Origin of the sequence: Planotetraspora thailandica (genome assembly GCF_016863335.1) — a bacterium.
Classification (GTDB): domain Bacteria; phylum Actinomycetota; class Actinomycetes; order Streptosporangiales; family Streptosporangiaceae; genus Planotetraspora; species Planotetraspora thailandica.
The window spans coordinates 1-15,032 of sequence record NZ_BOOR01000101.1 but is presented as its reverse complement, the minus strand read 5'-3'; the positions used below and the strand labels follow the sequence as shown (position 1 = coordinate 15,032).

11 protein-coding genes and 2 pseudogenes are annotated in these 15,032 nt (G+C 64.2%); 6 read left to right on the top strand and 7 right to left on the bottom strand.

Translation table 11 applies throughout. From position 1 onward, the window contains the following. Positions 1 to 672: 672 nt before the first annotated feature. The 5 genes from Pth03_RS40665 to Pth03_RS40645 all read right to left on the bottom strand — a co-directional run bounded on the left by Pth03_RS40665 (position 673) and on the right by Pth03_RS40645 (position 3,604). Positions 673 to 1,173 carry a hypothetical protein gene (locus tag Pth03_RS40665; protein ID WP_203949869.1) on the bottom strand — a complete coding sequence of 167 codons (501 nt, stop codon included), beginning with the start codon at positions 1,171 to 1,173 and terminating at the stop codon, positions 673 to 675. A 266-nt stretch (positions 1,174 to 1,439) separates the two neighbouring features. Continuing rightward, entirely contained in the window at positions 1,440 to 2,003 is a 564-nt protein-coding gene (locus Pth03_RS40660) for a hypothetical protein (RefSeq protein WP_203949868.1), read from the bottom strand. Positions 2,004 to 2,294: 291 nt separating this feature from the next. Continuing rightward, positions 2,295 to 2,639, bottom strand: coding sequence for a hypothetical protein (locus tag Pth03_RS40655; protein WP_203949867.1), 345 nt, complete (start codon positions 2,637 to 2,639; stop codon positions 2,295 to 2,297). A 93-nt stretch (positions 2,640 to 2,732) separates the two neighbouring features. Further along, positions 2,733 to 3,035 carry a hypothetical protein gene (locus tag Pth03_RS40650; RefSeq protein ID WP_203949866.1) on the bottom strand — a complete coding sequence of 101 codons (303 nt, stop codon included), beginning with the start codon at positions 3,033 to 3,035 and terminating at the stop codon, positions 2,733 to 2,735. Positions 3,036 to 3,196: 161 nt separating this feature from the next. Beyond that, on the bottom strand, positions 3,197 to 3,604 hold the full coding sequence (locus Pth03_RS40645) for a DUF6188 family protein (RefSeq protein WP_203949865.1): 408 nt from the start codon (positions 3,602 to 3,604) through the stop codon (positions 3,197 to 3,199). 616 nt (positions 3,605 to 4,220) lie between these two features. Between Pth03_RS40645 and Pth03_RS40640 the strand changes: the two genes are divergently transcribed. From Pth03_RS40640 to Pth03_RS40625, 4 genes are all read left to right on the top strand, one after another. Further along, positions 4,221 to 5,063, top strand: coding sequence for a hypothetical protein (locus Pth03_RS40640; protein WP_203949864.1), 843 nt, complete (start codon positions 4,221 to 4,223; stop codon positions 5,061 to 5,063). A gap of 71 nt (positions 5,064 to 5,134) precedes the next feature. After that, positions 5,135 to 8,566, top strand: coding sequence for a DEAD/DEAH box helicase (locus Pth03_RS40635; protein ID WP_203949863.1), 3,432 nt, complete (start codon positions 5,135 to 5,137; stop codon positions 8,564 to 8,566). A 955-nt stretch (positions 8,567 to 9,521) separates the two neighbouring features. Further along, complete coding sequence (locus Pth03_RS40630; RefSeq protein ID WP_203949862.1) at positions 9,522 to 10,124, top strand: hypothetical protein; 603 nt, start codon at positions 9,522 to 9,524, stop codon at positions 10,122 to 10,124. 538 nt (positions 10,125 to 10,662) lie between these two features. Then, positions 10,663 to 11,940: a hypothetical protein gene (locus Pth03_RS40625; RefSeq protein WP_203949861.1), complete on the top strand. Its 1,278-nt coding sequence runs from the start codon at positions 10,663 to 10,665 to the stop codon at positions 11,938 to 11,940. A gap of 433 nt (positions 11,941 to 12,373) precedes the next feature. Here Pth03_RS40625 and Pth03_RS40620 read toward each other — a convergent pair whose 3' ends face one another. Next, positions 12,374 to 13,246 (bottom strand): hypothetical protein, encoded by an 873-nt coding sequence (locus Pth03_RS40620; protein ID WP_203949860.1) that lies wholly within the window; start codon positions 13,244 to 13,246, stop codon positions 12,374 to 12,376. A gap of 666 nt (positions 13,247 to 13,912) precedes the next feature. Between Pth03_RS40620 and Pth03_RS42740 the strand changes: the two are divergent. Together Pth03_RS42740 and Pth03_RS40610 are read left to right on the top strand one after the other, a co-directional pair. Beyond that, positions 13,913 to 14,107, top strand: a pseudogene (locus Pth03_RS42740) (transposase); the annotation flags it as partial. 12 nt (positions 14,108 to 14,119) lie between these two features. Beyond that, positions 14,120 to 14,841: pseudogene (locus tag Pth03_RS40610) on the top strand (IS3 family transposase); the annotation flags it as partial. A 7-nt stretch (positions 14,842 to 14,848) separates the two neighbouring features. Here Pth03_RS40610 and Pth03_RS40605 read toward each other — a convergent pair. After that, on the bottom strand, positions 14,849 to 15,032 hold a 184-nt coding region (locus Pth03_RS40605; protein ID WP_373318688.1), incomplete at its 5' end, for a transposase.

Below are 15,032 nucleotides of genomic sequence, written 5' to 3'. Positions count from 1 at the left end.
GCCGCGTGGTGCCCGGTTCGTCCTCCGGCTTCCCCTGACACACAGGCGTCCGTAGCCTTCGCGGACCTCCGGCCGTCCTCGGGTTATCGGAATTCATAGCGGGATCTCCACCGCGACGATGACACGGGTGGTGCTGTCCGCGATCCGGAGCGTCGCAGGGCCCCCGGTCTGAGTGTCCAACTGAGTGACACCCGCAGTGCCCTAACGCACCCGTCCAAGCACTCCCATGCACACCTCCAATAGCCCCCACCAGTACAAACACCAGCTCAGTCGCTCATGATCCATGCACTGAAAAGCGGAAGGTCAGCAGTTCGACCCTGCCCCTGACCACAGCACCTGAACAGCCCGAACGCCCTGAGCGATGATCGCGGCCGCGCGCCCGCCCACCGGCGGGCTGCGGCTCTTCGGCCGGTCCCGCCGGCGGCGGCGCGCACCACGCCGACAAGCGGCGTGAGCATCAGATTGACGGGATTACGGCTTGTGCGGATGAAGGTCTCCCGACTTGGTGGACGGTCAGAGCCATGAGCACGAGCAGAGCCGATGAGCCCCGGAAACCGTCAGGCGCCGATGGGCGAAGGGAAAGAAGAGGAGAGGCGAGGGAGGCGAGTTGGGGGTCGGGGTTCACCGAACCCCTCCTGCTCAAGTGGGCTGTGACGGCACATTAATCCGCGCCTACAGTTCGTAGTGCCGGGCCAGCTTCTCCCAGGCGATGTCGCGGAGCGCCGGATCAGCGTTGTCACCTGATGGGACGTCCGCCGTAGGTGGATGATAGCCGCAACTCGGAGAGCGCGATTGATACAGGCGGCCGGCCCGGACGAAGTCGAGGTATTCGTCTTGCGCGAGACCTTGGTTCACCCATCGGTCTCGGACAGCTCCGGTGTGTTCCTCCGCCATGGCCAACGCATCAAGCGCTTCCACGGTGGTTGCGATTTCCAGACCGAAGTCTTCTTCATCGCCCTGGCTGAGCGGCGGGAACTCGACGAGGTCACGAAAGTGCTCGCCTCCGACATCTTCGGCCGTGTGAAGGACGACCCGGTACCCTGCCGAAACCGGCACCACCTCCACCCAGCGAACACCAGGTGTCTCCGATTCCCTCACCGCACCAAGAAATTGCTCGATGGATCGACCACGCCGCAGCGCACCCAGAGCAAATGACTCGATCAGATGACGCACCTGGACAGCGTAAACGCCTGCATCGTCTGTGTTGACTGAGCGGCCCGTACAGCCAGCAGGGCGGCGAGCCCTCTACGTTGCGACCGGCGCTGGTTTGCAAGAGCCAAGGTGATGTGCCGGCGCGCTCTTTGCGTGACGAACTGCGTGACAACGCCAACGGACGACGCTGGACAGTGGAGGACGATGATGGACGCTCTACGCTGGTCAGCAAGGTATCCGGGCAGATCAGGGATCCATCCCCGTTCCCTGATAAGAAAGCGGTCCACTCAGCGGGTGAGGAGGATGCCCACCTTGGTCGCGAGCTCCGCGGTGAATACCACCATGACATCGTCGGTGCCCAGGTGGAAGGCCTCGCCTGGTGGATAGGCCGCGGGTCGGCCGGCGGCGATCCACACTGCCCTCTCCCGTGAGCACAACCGGATGGCGTCCGGCGCCTGGACGTTATTGCTGGGGCCTTCGGCCCAAGCAATGTCAACAGAGGTCAGTTTTCTGCCGACCAAGCTTGCCCAGCGTGCGTGATCGGTTACGTCCACCTGCGCGGACCCTCCTGGTTCTCCGACCCTCGCCAGGTGAGCGGTCATAGGCTCAGGGAAGACCTCAAGCCCGTAGTGGTCGAAGTTGCTTCCCCACACGGCCGAGAACCGAGTGCCGTCGTCGGTGAACAGTTCCACGCCCATGGTCGGCTGGTGCCATGCTCCGAAGTCCCAGTCTTCGACTTCGCAGCCATCCTCCCCGCTCATCAAGGGGTAGTAGATGACCCTCTGGATACGCCTGCCCCGCAACAGAGCAACCGTACGCTCGTACTCCAGCGCGGTGAGGGACGATGACACCGGGACAGCATCACTCAGGCCAGGCAACCTCGGCCACTCAATATGCCGTCGGGGGGTCGCGAAGGCGGGGGCACTTTGGGGGCACAGGACACCGGAAAATGCTGGCAAGCGATGGCAACGAACGGAAGCGTTTTCGCAGGTCGTTAGTGGTTCAAAGCGAATCCGTGCAGGTAGCGAGCATGCAGAATCAGAACCCGGTCTACAGGCCGACTCGAGGCCTGGCCTCACTTCGCCGGCCCGCTGCCGCTACGGGTGGGTCGACAGCAGGCGAGAGATCAAGACAAGGTCAGGTCAGGTCAGTTCGCATCTCGAGCCGCAAACCGGGCAGAACGCACGTTTGGCGTTCGAAGACACCTCCGTGTGGCACTGCTCGCAGTCGCCGCCCTCCCACAGACCTTGGTCAGGTCCCAGGCCGCCGTCGTAGTAGTCGCGATCAGGCCATGCAACAAAAGTGACGTCAATGCCGTCCGGCTCGTCCTCATACTCGGTCGCAGTAGCCAGGACCAGACTCGTTCGTAGCCCGTTGCTCTCTTCGGTGTAGTGCGGCAGGACGCGCCGCAGGACATCGGCGAGTTCATGGACCGGTAACGTCATGAGCTGCGCGGCGAGCTGGTCTCGCTCTTGATCACTGGCCACGGGACCGACCATACGCGAAAGAGCCACGTTCCTTCGCGCCGTTTAACCGCCGCAGGAAGAGGTCCGAGGCCAAGCCCTAGCGCCAGGGCGAGGTTATCTCGCCTGATTTGCCTGGTCCCGCCACAACAGTCGGCGAGCCTCCCTGGTGCCTAGCAGGGTTAAGCCCCGCGCCGCTCGTTCGCGCAACGGCTCATCCGCGTATTGAGCCAGGGCTTCAGCGATCAGCTCCAGCAGCCAGCACCGCAAGCCATGGTCTCGATCTTCCGCACGGAACTCGGCGATCAGTTCCTCAACGTGCTCGGCTGCATGGGGCCGAAGGCTGTGAAAGCCGTCTTCCTGCTTCTGCGGATCGCTTCGGCGCATCAGCTGCATGGCATCCTGGAACCGCTTGGTCACCGAACCAAGGGTATCGGCTGGAACCAGCCTGCCCAGAGCTCCATGTGCCACAGTCGTGCCAGACGCGGCGGTCTATAACGGGCATTCACGGGGACTCACGGATAGCGTCGGCAGCAGGTCACACGACGATGGCCCACAGTCTTCCAAACTGGGGTCTCTCGTCATTGCCCAACGGCAACGCCACCGCCGGGCTGACACACGAGGCGCAGGCTATCCGGACCCGAGCCGCTTACACTCCACGCCTCGTATTGAGGATCAGGTTTCGCGTTCAGATGCGCCCCGGTGTGGAAGACCAGTCGCAGTACACCGGACTTGAAGACGACGGCCGAGAGGATCGTTGCGCCAAAGAGGGCGAGAGCCGGCGCGACGTCTTGGCGTTGAGGGGTGAGGGGGGTCCGCGCCACGTCTGGAGCACGCAGCGATCCGCTACTGAGTACCGCCTCGGTCTCCAGGTCGACTTGAGCTCCGCTGTCCAGGTCCAGCGTCAACTGATAACTGACCCGGATTTGGATCACCTGCATGCCTCGATAGGGCAGGAGCCAGCGATCATCTAGCTCGACCAGTTCCATGGCTCCGTTCACAAGCAAACCTTGTCAGCGGACCCGGGGGCTGTACAGCAGCCCATACAGCAACGCCGCCTTACACCATCACGCCCCACCGGCCGGCATCCACCGACCGAGCAGGGCGGCGAGCCATCTACGAGGGTCCTGCCCTTTCCTACGGATCAGAGGGTGGACTGACAGACGGTCGGTGTTCCGGCCGATCCGCAAACCGCACGTCCTGAACAGCTGAGATAGACGCTTCGGGCACAGGATGCAGGAGGGATCAGTCGTGCCGCGCCCCTTTCGGATGCTCTGCCAGTGTGAACCACCTGCTACCGCATGGCGTCAGACAAGCGTGGTGTTCACAATGGTCCGCGTGGAAAGGACCGTCCTCCTCGCTTGGGCTATCCATGCTGCCGACAGGGCCGCCGCGGGGCCTGGTGCGACGCGGTGACGGAAGAGTGCCCAGGGCGTAAAACTTGTTCTAGCGATGCGCACTCGTGGTGGCGTAGTTCTTGTGAAGGAGGACGTAGCTCTCATGACGGTCCAACCCCTAGGTACCGTCGCCCAACCTGCGGGTGAGCAAAGTGCGCATTCTGTCGACAATGGGGACGGTCCGTCTATCGCAGCGGTCCCTGTGACGATGACCGAACTCTTGGCCGTCGCTCAATGGCCGGAGAGCGCCGGCTGCTCGTACCTGTTGGGGGGACTCGAAGCAGGCCCGGACGATCTGGAGAAGGCTGCTCAGATGATCGCCGACGAGGCGATGCGGATCCGTTGTGGGTCCTCTCCGGTTCTGGCTAGGTGGCGCGAGCGCCGCGATGGAGAAGGTGGGTCGGCCGATACAGGCGACCTCGATCGCCAAGCGATAGCGGTGTTTGTGGCGCCTACGTTCGGGTTGCCTGACGACGATGGGGACAAGGCGAAGGCCGACCATATCCAGGGCTTCGTGGCGGAGTTGCTCTGGAACCGTCTCATCCAGGACCGCACATCCTGCCACGACGGGAGGACGCTGGTACACACCGAGGAGATCAAGGGCGATCCGACCGGCACGGGTGGAGATGGCCTCGTGGTCTACGAGATCGCGGATGGCACGCTGGTGTTCCGGCTATGGGAGATAAAGAAGCACGTCTCAGCATCCCCGATCTCAGCCACGATCAAGCGCGCCACCGACCAGCTTGCTGCGCACGGCGCCCGGTACTTGGCGATGTTGACCGGGCCCGGGACCAAGCAGGCGGGATCATTGGGACAGCTCTACGGCGACCTTGTGAACCTGTGGCTTGCAGGCTCATCACGAGCGGGCATCGGTGTCTCGGTCGCTACTTCGGCCGAGTACGCCCCGAATGATCACCCTTTCTTCGCCAACGTCGCGCCGGTGTTCCCACAGTTTCCAGCCGAGGGGCAGCGGGAAGCTCTCATGGTCGCGGTGAGCGACTTCGCGGCGTTTGCTGAGCGGGTGAGGAAGATCGTATGGACCGGGCTCTAAATCTCGGGTTACTGGCGGGAGCACTAGGTGGCCAACATGGTCTGCCCAGTCCCGAGGAACTCCAGCAACGGTTGGCCGATGCGGAGGTACAACTATTCCGCAGGCAGACCTCCATCCCCGACGACCTGCTGGAGACCGCCTGGTATCTGCATGCGATCGCCTCAGTAGACCAGGCACAGCAGCTCTACACGGTCGCCAGGCAGCGGCAGTGCTTCGCGGTCAGCGCCCATGTTTTCGACATGGCACTGGCCGATCCTCGGTGGGATCGCGTCGACCGTCTCATCCTGGGATTCGCGGCGGGGATCGGATATCGGCGGGGTGATCGGGATCCCAACGAGACCGCCATCATGCGCAGACTGCAGGACGAGATCTCGTCGAATCCGCCCGTCCTGAATCACATTGACTCGCTCGCGGTGGAGGCGGGACTGGCGCTGATCGGGTTCGAGACAAGGACTCTGTTCACAAGGTTTGCCTCCTGGCGGCGCGAATTGCATGAGATCGCCCGGCTGGTGGAGCTGCCCGATCTCGCCACCACCGGGTACGGCACGACTCATGCGGTGATTCTGGGGGGCGAAGACCTGTTGCACTACCTCGCCCGCGGTGATGTCGGACGGCTCAGCCGGGCCCGGGAGCGACTGCTCGCGGCTACGCTCGGCCAGCGGGGGCAGGGCGAGTTGCCCGCACGCTGGGTCGCCTATCACCTGCTCGCCCTTGCCGACGAGGCCGCCACCGGGTCGGTGTGGAGCCCGGACCTGCTGCCGCCCGACCTCCCTGACGCCGTGCGTCATGCCTTCACCATGGGCAGCCCTCCGGTGCTGACCCTGTGGAACCCTCAGAAAGAGCTGCTTACCTCGAGCCCGTCCCCGTTCAGTGCGCAGGTTCGGCGCATGGTGCTCTCCGTGCCGACCAGCAGCGGGAAGACGATGGTCGCGCAGCTCCTCGCACTTTCATATCTGGAGACGACGAGCAAGAGCATCTGCTACGTCGCCCCAACTCGGAGTCTCTGCCGGGAGGTTCGGCGCAGCATGGCCAGCAGGCTGAGAGTGCTGCAGAAGGAGGCCGGCCCCGACCGCCCCGACTTTCCCACCTTCGACCAGGTAATTCGACAGGGCGGCGATATCTGGGACGCCCTGCTGACCGAGTTGGGATCAGAGGATGCGCCGCCCGACGTCGAGGTCATGACGCCCGAGCGGCTGCAACACCTTCTCCGCCATGACGCCGAGGGCGTCCTGGATAGATTCGGGATGTTCATCTTCGACGAGGCGCAGCTGATAAAGGAGGCTTCGCGAGGATTCACGCTGGAGACGACCATCGCCTACCTGCACCATCGAACCCGTGACACCGAGCACCGGATCATCCTGTTGTCGGCCGCGATGGGCAACGCGGCGCAGATCGCTCGGTGGATCGACCCCGACGGCCCTGCGAAGCCATTCGAGTCACAGTGGCGCGGGCCACGGCGCCTGTACGCGCTATTTACTAGCGAGCCGATCTGGGACCAGACGACGAGCAGGCCGAGCAAGGGACTATCGCCCTACCGGTTGTCGAATCCACTCAAAGGCAAGCTCGCGCTAAGGCTTTCCGACAACAGGACGGTTCGCCTTGAGATTCGCGAGCCCATCGGCACCCTGGTCCGCAAGGCCAACTCCCCCGATCAGACGAGCGGCACCACGAAGGACTCAGACAAGTCGGACCCCAACTATCTGGTCGCCTCGCGGATGATCGGCATTCTCGGCCATGCGGGGACAGCGCTGGTGGTCACCTCGACACGGCTGACCGCGCAGCGGATCGCCCGAACCCTCGCCGCTCAGATGCCCGAGCACCCTGACTCCTTCGCACTTGCTGATTTCGTGAAGACGCAGCTAGGTGATGAACATCCTCTAGTCGCGGTACTCCGGCACGGCGTCGGGTTCCATCACGCGGGCCTGCCGATCGAGGTACTCGAGGCGATTGAGGACGCCCTTCGCGCGGACATATTGCCCTACCTCACCTGCACCTCCACGCTGACGGACGGCGTTAACCTCCCGGTCCACACCGTGGTGATCTATGACGAGAACTACCAGGGGATGAACCAGGAGCTGCGCCTCAGAGGCCCTCGCCTTGTCAACGCCGTCGGCAGGGCCGGGCGCGCAGGCAAGGAGACCGAGGGGTGGATCGTCCTGGTGAGCGCCGACCCGCCGTCACAGGACGGCTTCGCTGATCTCGCGCCTTCGGCGCAGGAGCTCACCGTCTCCTCCGCCGTGACCGACGACCAGGCCTTCGACGAGATCCTCGCTCTTGAGGCAGCGGCGCACGCCGACCAGGACGCGGTTATACGCGTAGCCAGCGGCCGGGCGGCTGACTTCGTCGCTTTCATCTGGTTCTACCTGGCCGATTCCGAGTCCCGCGGCGTCATCCCCTCCGAGGCCGACGTGAATGGACTAAGCGGCGATCTGCTGGCCGCTAAGCAGGACCAGCGGTATGCGACCGGGCTAACAGCGCTCGCTCACCATGTACGGGAGATCTACCAGCGTACCGAGCCCGAGGCCAGACGGCGCTGGCCACGCACCGGCACCAGCATCGGCTCAGCTCAGGTCATCGACGCCGACGCCAGGCGCGTAGCCGATCTGATACGCCACATGGGGCAAGGAGAGGCGGAAGAACTGTCTCGGCCCGGGCCTGCCGTCATGCTGCTCGCCGAGTTGGGCATCCTCGCCGACCTCCTCACCCTGCCAGAGAACACCGCCCACTGGCGGTTCCGCATCACCAAGCAAGGTGCCGACATCCCCGTCCAGACGCACGAGGTACTACTGGACTGGCTGCAGGGCCTGACCTACGCCGCTCTCGCCGAGACCCACTTGGCAGCCATAACCGACGCCGGGCGGCGCATCGAGGAAATGGTGGACGCGGTCACCAGCCACTTTGAACACTTCCTGGCCTGGACGGTGGGCGCATTGGTTGAGCTGACCAACACCTTCCTCATCGACTCCGAGAGCGAGCGGCGGCTATGCCCTGAGCTCGGCCCCTTCATCCGCTACGGAGTCAACGACCGCGGGGCGCTCGGTCTCATGCTGAATGGTCTGCGATCGCGGCGACTTGCCCACGAGATCGCACGGCAGATACCCGAGGACCTGGCTCAGGGCGACCTCCATGAGTGGCTCGCTTCGATGGGGCTGACCGAGTGGCGCGACCGATTTTCGGCATCGGCGTCGGAGATGCTCGATTTGCTTGACCTCACGAGTACTCGCGGCCGGAGCCTCCTACGCAATCTCCTAGAGACCGCGAGCACCAGCATCGAACTGGATCTTCTTAGTCCGGCGACGGACGCCGATAGCAGCATCCTGGCGCTCACGTCGACCCCAGGTGCACAGCAACCGGCACCCATCGGCCTGTACGCCGGCCCGGTGCTCCTCGCGAGGGTCCGCGCGGCCGATCACACCGACGTCCTAGCAATCCTCGACAGCGGACTGGAGCTTGCTTTCCGCCTGGAGACGACGACCCTGCACATCTCGACAACGTCCGAATAAGTGCGTGCAGGCCTGCTTTGTTAAGTTTCTCCCTCGCGCGCACAGCACAGACGGCGCAGGAGCACGGCCGCCGCTCAGGCCACGACCAGCCGCGGCGACACGGAGAGAACCCAGACGAAGCCTGCCTGTGGAGCGCACACGGAGATATGTGCGTGATGATCTTCCGCCGCTACCCGTCGGACAAGGCCGCCTTTTTGCACGAGGGAAAGACTTGAGTGGTTGTTAACGCCTTGGCCTGTTCGTACCTAATTGATTGTTTCTGGTGTGGTGTGCGATGTGTTCGGCGGACCTCTGCTGTGAGCGCGTCGGCCCCTTGGGCGCCTCGGAGGGTTTCGCTCTCCGAGGGCGGCATGTTGCAATCGAGTCAATTGAGCCAAAGGCGCCATTAGACCGCTGCAATCAGCGCACTATGGTCCGCATGGGTCTCTTTCAACGGTTACGTGGCCGCGAACAGCGTGACGATCGGTCAGACGCGCGACCCCCGGCCAAGGGCGAGGCGCAGCAGCGGTCCTCTGGGGCAGATTTCGTGCTTTTGGCAGGCAGTCACGACCTAGAGGTGGTTGGAGAGAGTCACTACCAGGATCAGTTGTGGCGTGTGGTGGGTGGTCGCAGCACAGAGCGTGTCCGTATGCAGGTTCACTGCGTGATGATCGCGGAGACGGACAATCCTTACGACGTTAATGCGATACGGGTGATGATCAACGGAGCAACCGTTGGCTACCTCTGCCGGGAAGACGCGGTGGAGTATCGGGCCGGCCTATTGGCGCGGCAAGCCCGGGAAGGCCGACTGATAGGTCTATCCGGTGTCATCGTCGGAGGCGGTAGACGAGCAGATGGACCGGGGCTCCTCGGCGTCTGGCTTTCTCATGATCCTTCGGACTTCGGGCTTGCGGCTGGGGAGCCCCCGCCCCCAGCCGTACAAGCCCAGCTTCGCACTGGATTGTCTGAGGCTCTCGTGACAGACGAAGCCGATGACTCCTACGACCTCTCGTGGCTGGTCCAGTTGCCCGCTGATCACCTTGCGGCCATCAAGCGCCTCCGCCAACTCCTGAAGCACGACCCTGACCCCATAGACCGGCATTTTATGTTCTGCGAATTGGAACGGCGATTGTATCGCTCGCGGGACGCATTCGCCTCCGCCCTGAACGACTACGACGAGGCATGCCGTCAGCATGACGCCGAGATGGATGTCATCCGAGAGAGTCTCCTCGCCAAGTTCGGCGCGGTCCCACTGCTGGAGACCTATACCCAGATGGTTATCCGGCAGCAGAAAGCCAAGGACTGGGTGGCGGCTATCCACTGGACTGAACGCGCGTTAGCGCTCTACGGCGACCAGGCGGCGCGACCTGAGGCGGTCAAAGACCTGACCGACCGTCTTGCCGGCTATCGAGCCAAGCTCGATGGAGTTCGGCCGTCAAAGCCATCCATAACAAAGGCATCGTCTGCCACTGGAACAGAGACCCTGACCTGCCAAAAATGCGGGCAGCAATTCGAACGACAGGTAGCACCGGGGCGCAAGCCGAAATTTTGTCCCAGCTGTCGCGGTGCTGCGGCCTAGGGACGATGCCGCACAGCGGATACCCCGACGAGCATCCAGAGAGTGATCTTGCTAACGCGGATGCTAACAACAGCCATGGACGAGTCTGGACGATGCTGGACCGAATGACCCGATCGACACCGGCCGACCAGGGCTGACGAGACAACGATGGACGGCCCTGGACGATCGTGTTCTAACTCGTAATGAAGGGGTCAAGGGTTCGATTCCCTTAGGCGGCTCCAGCTCAGAGGCCCTCTCGGATGATCCGGGAGGGCCTTTTGCATGACGTACAGCAACGGCACGGATCATGGCGATGATGCGGAAAGCCGTCGCTGTGATGATCTCGACCACGAGGCGTAGGTCGTGGAAATCCATTCGATAGTGATCGCTTGCTTGTTGCTCCCCGCAATCCAGAGACACCGATTGGGGACGGCTCTACTGTGAACCGCCCCGGCTTCGGTGGAGACTCCGCGAAGTCCAGGGAATCTCACCAGCTCTATGGAGCTCGGGGCACACCTCTTTAGATCGCCCGGTTCGCGCGGTGGTGCACAATGCGGTGGTGTACCCCACGCCTCTGGATGGGTTGGCCCGAAATCCGGGCGCACCCATCCCCATCCTGCTCAAGCTGCTCGACACCGACTCGGCCTTCGAGTTCCACTTTCGCAGGCATATGCCGGTCGAGCTCATCGACGCGATGGTGGCCCATCCACGACCGAGAGTCAGGCGGATCCTCGCCGAAAACCCGCACGTTTCCGACAAGCAACGAGCTCGTCTGGTCTACGATCCCGATCCCTCTGTCCGGGCCACCATCGCCGCAGGCGACACCGACGCGGCACGCGGGAGGCTGACGCTTCCGCCCGAAGCCTACGAAGTGCTGATTTCCGACGAGGATGCCGGCGTTCGGCAGGCCCTGACCGACACTCCCCGACTGCCCGAGCACCTCTGGCAGATTCTGCTCGCGGATCCCGACCCGGCAGTCCACCGCTCCGCCATGCTGCGACTAGCCCCGCAACGTCCCGACGTCGCCGCTGCCCTTGTCGACGACCCATCCGTGCCCGACTGGTACCAGGGAACGCTACTGTCAGCGGCCGCCCTGCCCAGTGACCGCTTCGTGCGACTGGCAAGTGATCCCAACATCGACGTCCGGGCTGCCGTGGCCGCCAACCGGTACCTTCCGCACGACCTGCTGCTTGCGCTCGGTCACGACCCCGAGCCGTCGGTACGGCTGGCCGCCTCAATGAACCCGCTGCTCACCGAGGAGGAACGTGCCACGATCGACTACACGATCAGGCCGCACGATCGCGTGTGGCCACCGGCGTGGTGGTTCGACTGCCTCGACGACCTCCGGCTCATGCGGCAGGCCGCAGAATCGGCCCATCTCGGGTTGCGCCGTGCTGCCGCCTACAGCCCCTACCTTCCACCCGACCAGCTGACGCGACTGGCCGGCGACGACGACTTCATCGTCCGACTACTGATCGCTGAAAACCACCCGGACGCTCCTGGGGAACTGCTGGTGTCCACCACCATCGAGTCACAGTTCATCACCAAGTACGACCAGATCCACCACAGGAACTTTCCGCACGCCGGTCTCGCCGCCCGCGTCGCTTCCTCCCCCGACCCGCACACGCGCCTGCTGGCCGTATTCGATCCCACCGCCCCGGCATCCCTGATCGAAGCGCTTAGCAGAGAGTTCCCCTCGAGCAACGCCTCGCGCGACCCGCGTCTCCCCCTTGACCGCGTACTGGAGTTGTACGCGGACGATGAGACCGCGCCGGTGGCCGCCCAGAACCCGCTCCTGCCCATGGAGAAGATGCTGGAGATACTCAACCTGCGGTGAGCCCCCGGTGCGCTCGGCGTTGAGTCCAGCCATGCTCCCCTGGTGAGGTCGATGGCGCACAAGTCGACCAGAGCGGCTCCACGGAATGTGGGTACATCACGGCTCCACGAACCCGGCGCGGTTCACTGTCTATCCTCGCCATGCGCGGAGGTCGAATGCGTACAACTGCGTGGCACCGCTGGTGGTCGACATCGACACTGGTGGAAGTTCATGGACGATCAATGCAGGCCAGCGGCGTATTCAGGTACGTTACTTCCACGCGTAGGTCCACATCCAGGCCAGCGCCTTAGCTGCGGCCGCAGTCGGGTCAACCCACCCGGCCCGTGGAGGCCCGAAGTCTTCGGGGGTGGTGGTGCGGGGAGAGGAGTGAGCGGGGCCTTCTCAGGCTCCTGGTTGGGTTTGGTCCAGGCTGGTTTGGAGCATGGGTATCGCGCTATTCGGCGTTACTGAGGGCGCCAAGTGCACCTTCGGCGAGGACGTGGCCTGCTTTGACCGCGATCGTGAGACCGTCTCCATCCAGCCAGCCGGGGTCATGGTCGGTTTCCCAGGCGATGATGTCCGCCGCGACTGCGAAGGCCTGGTCGTCTCGGGTGTGCACGAGCGCTTCGGCCAGTAGCAGGTACGCGCCTGGTTGAGTGCCGTTGAACTCCTGCGCCATGAGAGTGATCTGATCGCTGATCTGCCGTCCATGATGGGGATACAGCCCGGCCAAGCAGGCCAGCACGAATCTCACCGCGGAAGGCTCGCTTTCCCAACGGGACAGCAGGGCTGGCAGTTGCTCGCCGACGGCGAGGTTTACGACCTCGGTCCATGCCGCGGCTTCAGGCCAGCGGCCCTGGGCCACGGCACGATCGGCGTCGCCGAGCAGGCTGTCGGCCCATCGACCGGCCGCGATGAGCAGCCACACGTAGAGGTCCAGTCGCTGCTTGGCAGGCAAGGCCCCGGAGACGATCATGCGGGAGAGGAACGGCAACGCGGGCGCGGTAGCCGAATAGCAGGATCCCTGGTGTAGCAGGTCGTCGCCGAATAGTTCGCCGAGGGTTTGGTCCCAGCCACCGAACGGATCTGCCAGCGCACGCAGGAGTTCGGGGATGTCCGCGGCGGAACCATGGGCGTGTCCCAGGTCGACCCATGGGATGTCGTCCAGCCCGGACAGGTCGATGGGCACGTCCTGGGCGGTGTCAGGGGTCAACGCCAGCGGCGCTGGTGGTGGCGCGGCAACGACAGCGATGGCGGGGATCGGGGGGCGTGCACCGGGGTTGGTGCAGACGATCGGGGCATCGGCGTCGCGGAGAAGAGGCAGCATGCTGACGTCGCAGCGACTTCCGCCCTCGGGGTATCCACCGTGTTGTCGGGCAACGGCAGTAGCGGCACGGCCAACTGCTTCGATCATGCGGTGGCCCATGGGGTCGACAGCATACGGTCCCTCGTCGAAGGCGGTTACCCGCCAGCCGCCTGAGGGCGACGGCCGTGCAGTGACTCGGGCAAACCCATGCGCTGCCAACGCTTGCCCCAGCGCCTGGGCCTGAGCGTCATCAGGCACGACGAACTGGTGCGTACCTGCCATTGCCGACCAACCAGCCACGTCGTCGTCTCCTTCGGGTGGAACGCTTCGGCGGGACTGCAATTCACTCGTATCGTCGGGACCCCCACTCTGGCTCCCTCACCGTGACTCTGCCGTCGGGTCGAGCAGGGCGGTGGCTTGCGTGCTCCGAGGTCAACGCCGTGGGGATCTTGTTTGAGCGGTGCCCCGGTCACGCGCGCCCATTCCGCGATCAATAGAACCAGACGACAAGCCGCACGTGCTCTGGACCATGCAGTCCGGCAAGCGTCCGCATCACGTCCCAAACCGGTGCCCAATGGGTCTGCGCCCCGGCGGCAGAGCTCCGACTGAGTGCGCCCGGGGCCTCCCCCCGAGGTGTGGACACCTTGAGTGCCAGATCATGGGGATCTGGAGAGCAAGGAGTTCCTAGTGGCGATGAAGCCCTATCCGCCGGAGTTCAAGGCGGATGCGGTCGCGTTGTATCTATCGGATCCGGGGCGGACGTATGCGTCGGTGGCCCGGGATCTGGGTGTCAATGCCGAGACGTTGCGGTTGTGGGTGCGCGAGGCGCAGTCGGCCGGTGCGGCCGCGGATAAGGCAAGTCCGGTGAGCAAGCCTGCGACGGGCTCGCAAGGCTCTGAGGTCGGGCTGGATCAGGAGAACAAGCAGCTGCGGGCCCGTATCCGGGAGTTGGAGCTCGAGCGTGACATCCTGCGCCGGGCGGCTAAGTATTTCGCCGGGGAGACGAACTGGTGAGTCGCTTCCAGTTCGTTGCTGATCACCGTGACGCCTTCGGGGTGAAGCGACTGTGCCGTGTTCTGGAGGTGTCCCGCTCGGGGTTTTACCGGTGGGTGGCCGCCGCACCGGCCAGGGCCGCGCGGGCGGCTGCTGATGCTGCGCTCGCGGCGGAGATCACCGAGATCCACGCCGACTTCGACGGCACCTACGGGAGCCCGCGGATGACTGCGCAGCTGCGCGACGGGGGTCGGCGAATCAATCACAAGCGGGTCGCGCGGGTCATGCGCGTCTTCGGCATCATCGGGCTGCATCTGCGGAAGAAGGTTCGCACCACGGTGCCCGAGCCGTCACATCAGCAGGTGCCCGACTTGATCAAGCGGGACTTCACCGCGGACGCGCCGAACCAGCGGTACGTGGGTGACATCACCTACCTTCCCGTCGGGGACGGGCAGTTTCTCTATCTGGCGACCGTGCTGGATCTGCATTCACGCCGGCTGACAGGCTGGTCGATCGCCGACCATATGCGCACCGAACTGGTGGCCGACGCGTTGCGGGCAGCGGCCGCCACGCGGGGTGGGGACCTGGCCGGGGCGGTCTTCCATTCCGATCACGGGGCGCAACTTGGGTTCAAGGGGTCGTCGCAACACTGCTGGTCAGCAGCAACTTTAGATGATCGCTGAAGGCCTCTGCCGGTGTCTTCCACCCGAGGGTCTTTCGGGGTCTGGTGTTGAGCGCGAATGCTACGGCCGCCAACTCCTCGGCGCTCCATCGTGACAGGTCGGTGCCCTTGGGAAAGTACTGGCGCAGCAGA

Coding starts and splice junctions, on each gene's coding strand:
- Pth03_RS40620 (WP_203949860.1), bottom strand. CDS start 13,246: ATGCTGCCTCTTCTCCGCGACGCCGATGCCCCGATCGTCTGCACCAAC.
- Pth03_RS40645 (WP_203949865.1), bottom strand. CDS start 3,604: ATGGAACTGGTCGAGCTAGATGATCGCTGGCTCCTGCCCTATCGAGGC.
- Pth03_RS40640 (WP_203949864.1), top strand. CDS start 4,221: ATGACCGAACTCTTGGCCGTCGCTCAATGGCCGGAGAGCGCCGGCTGC.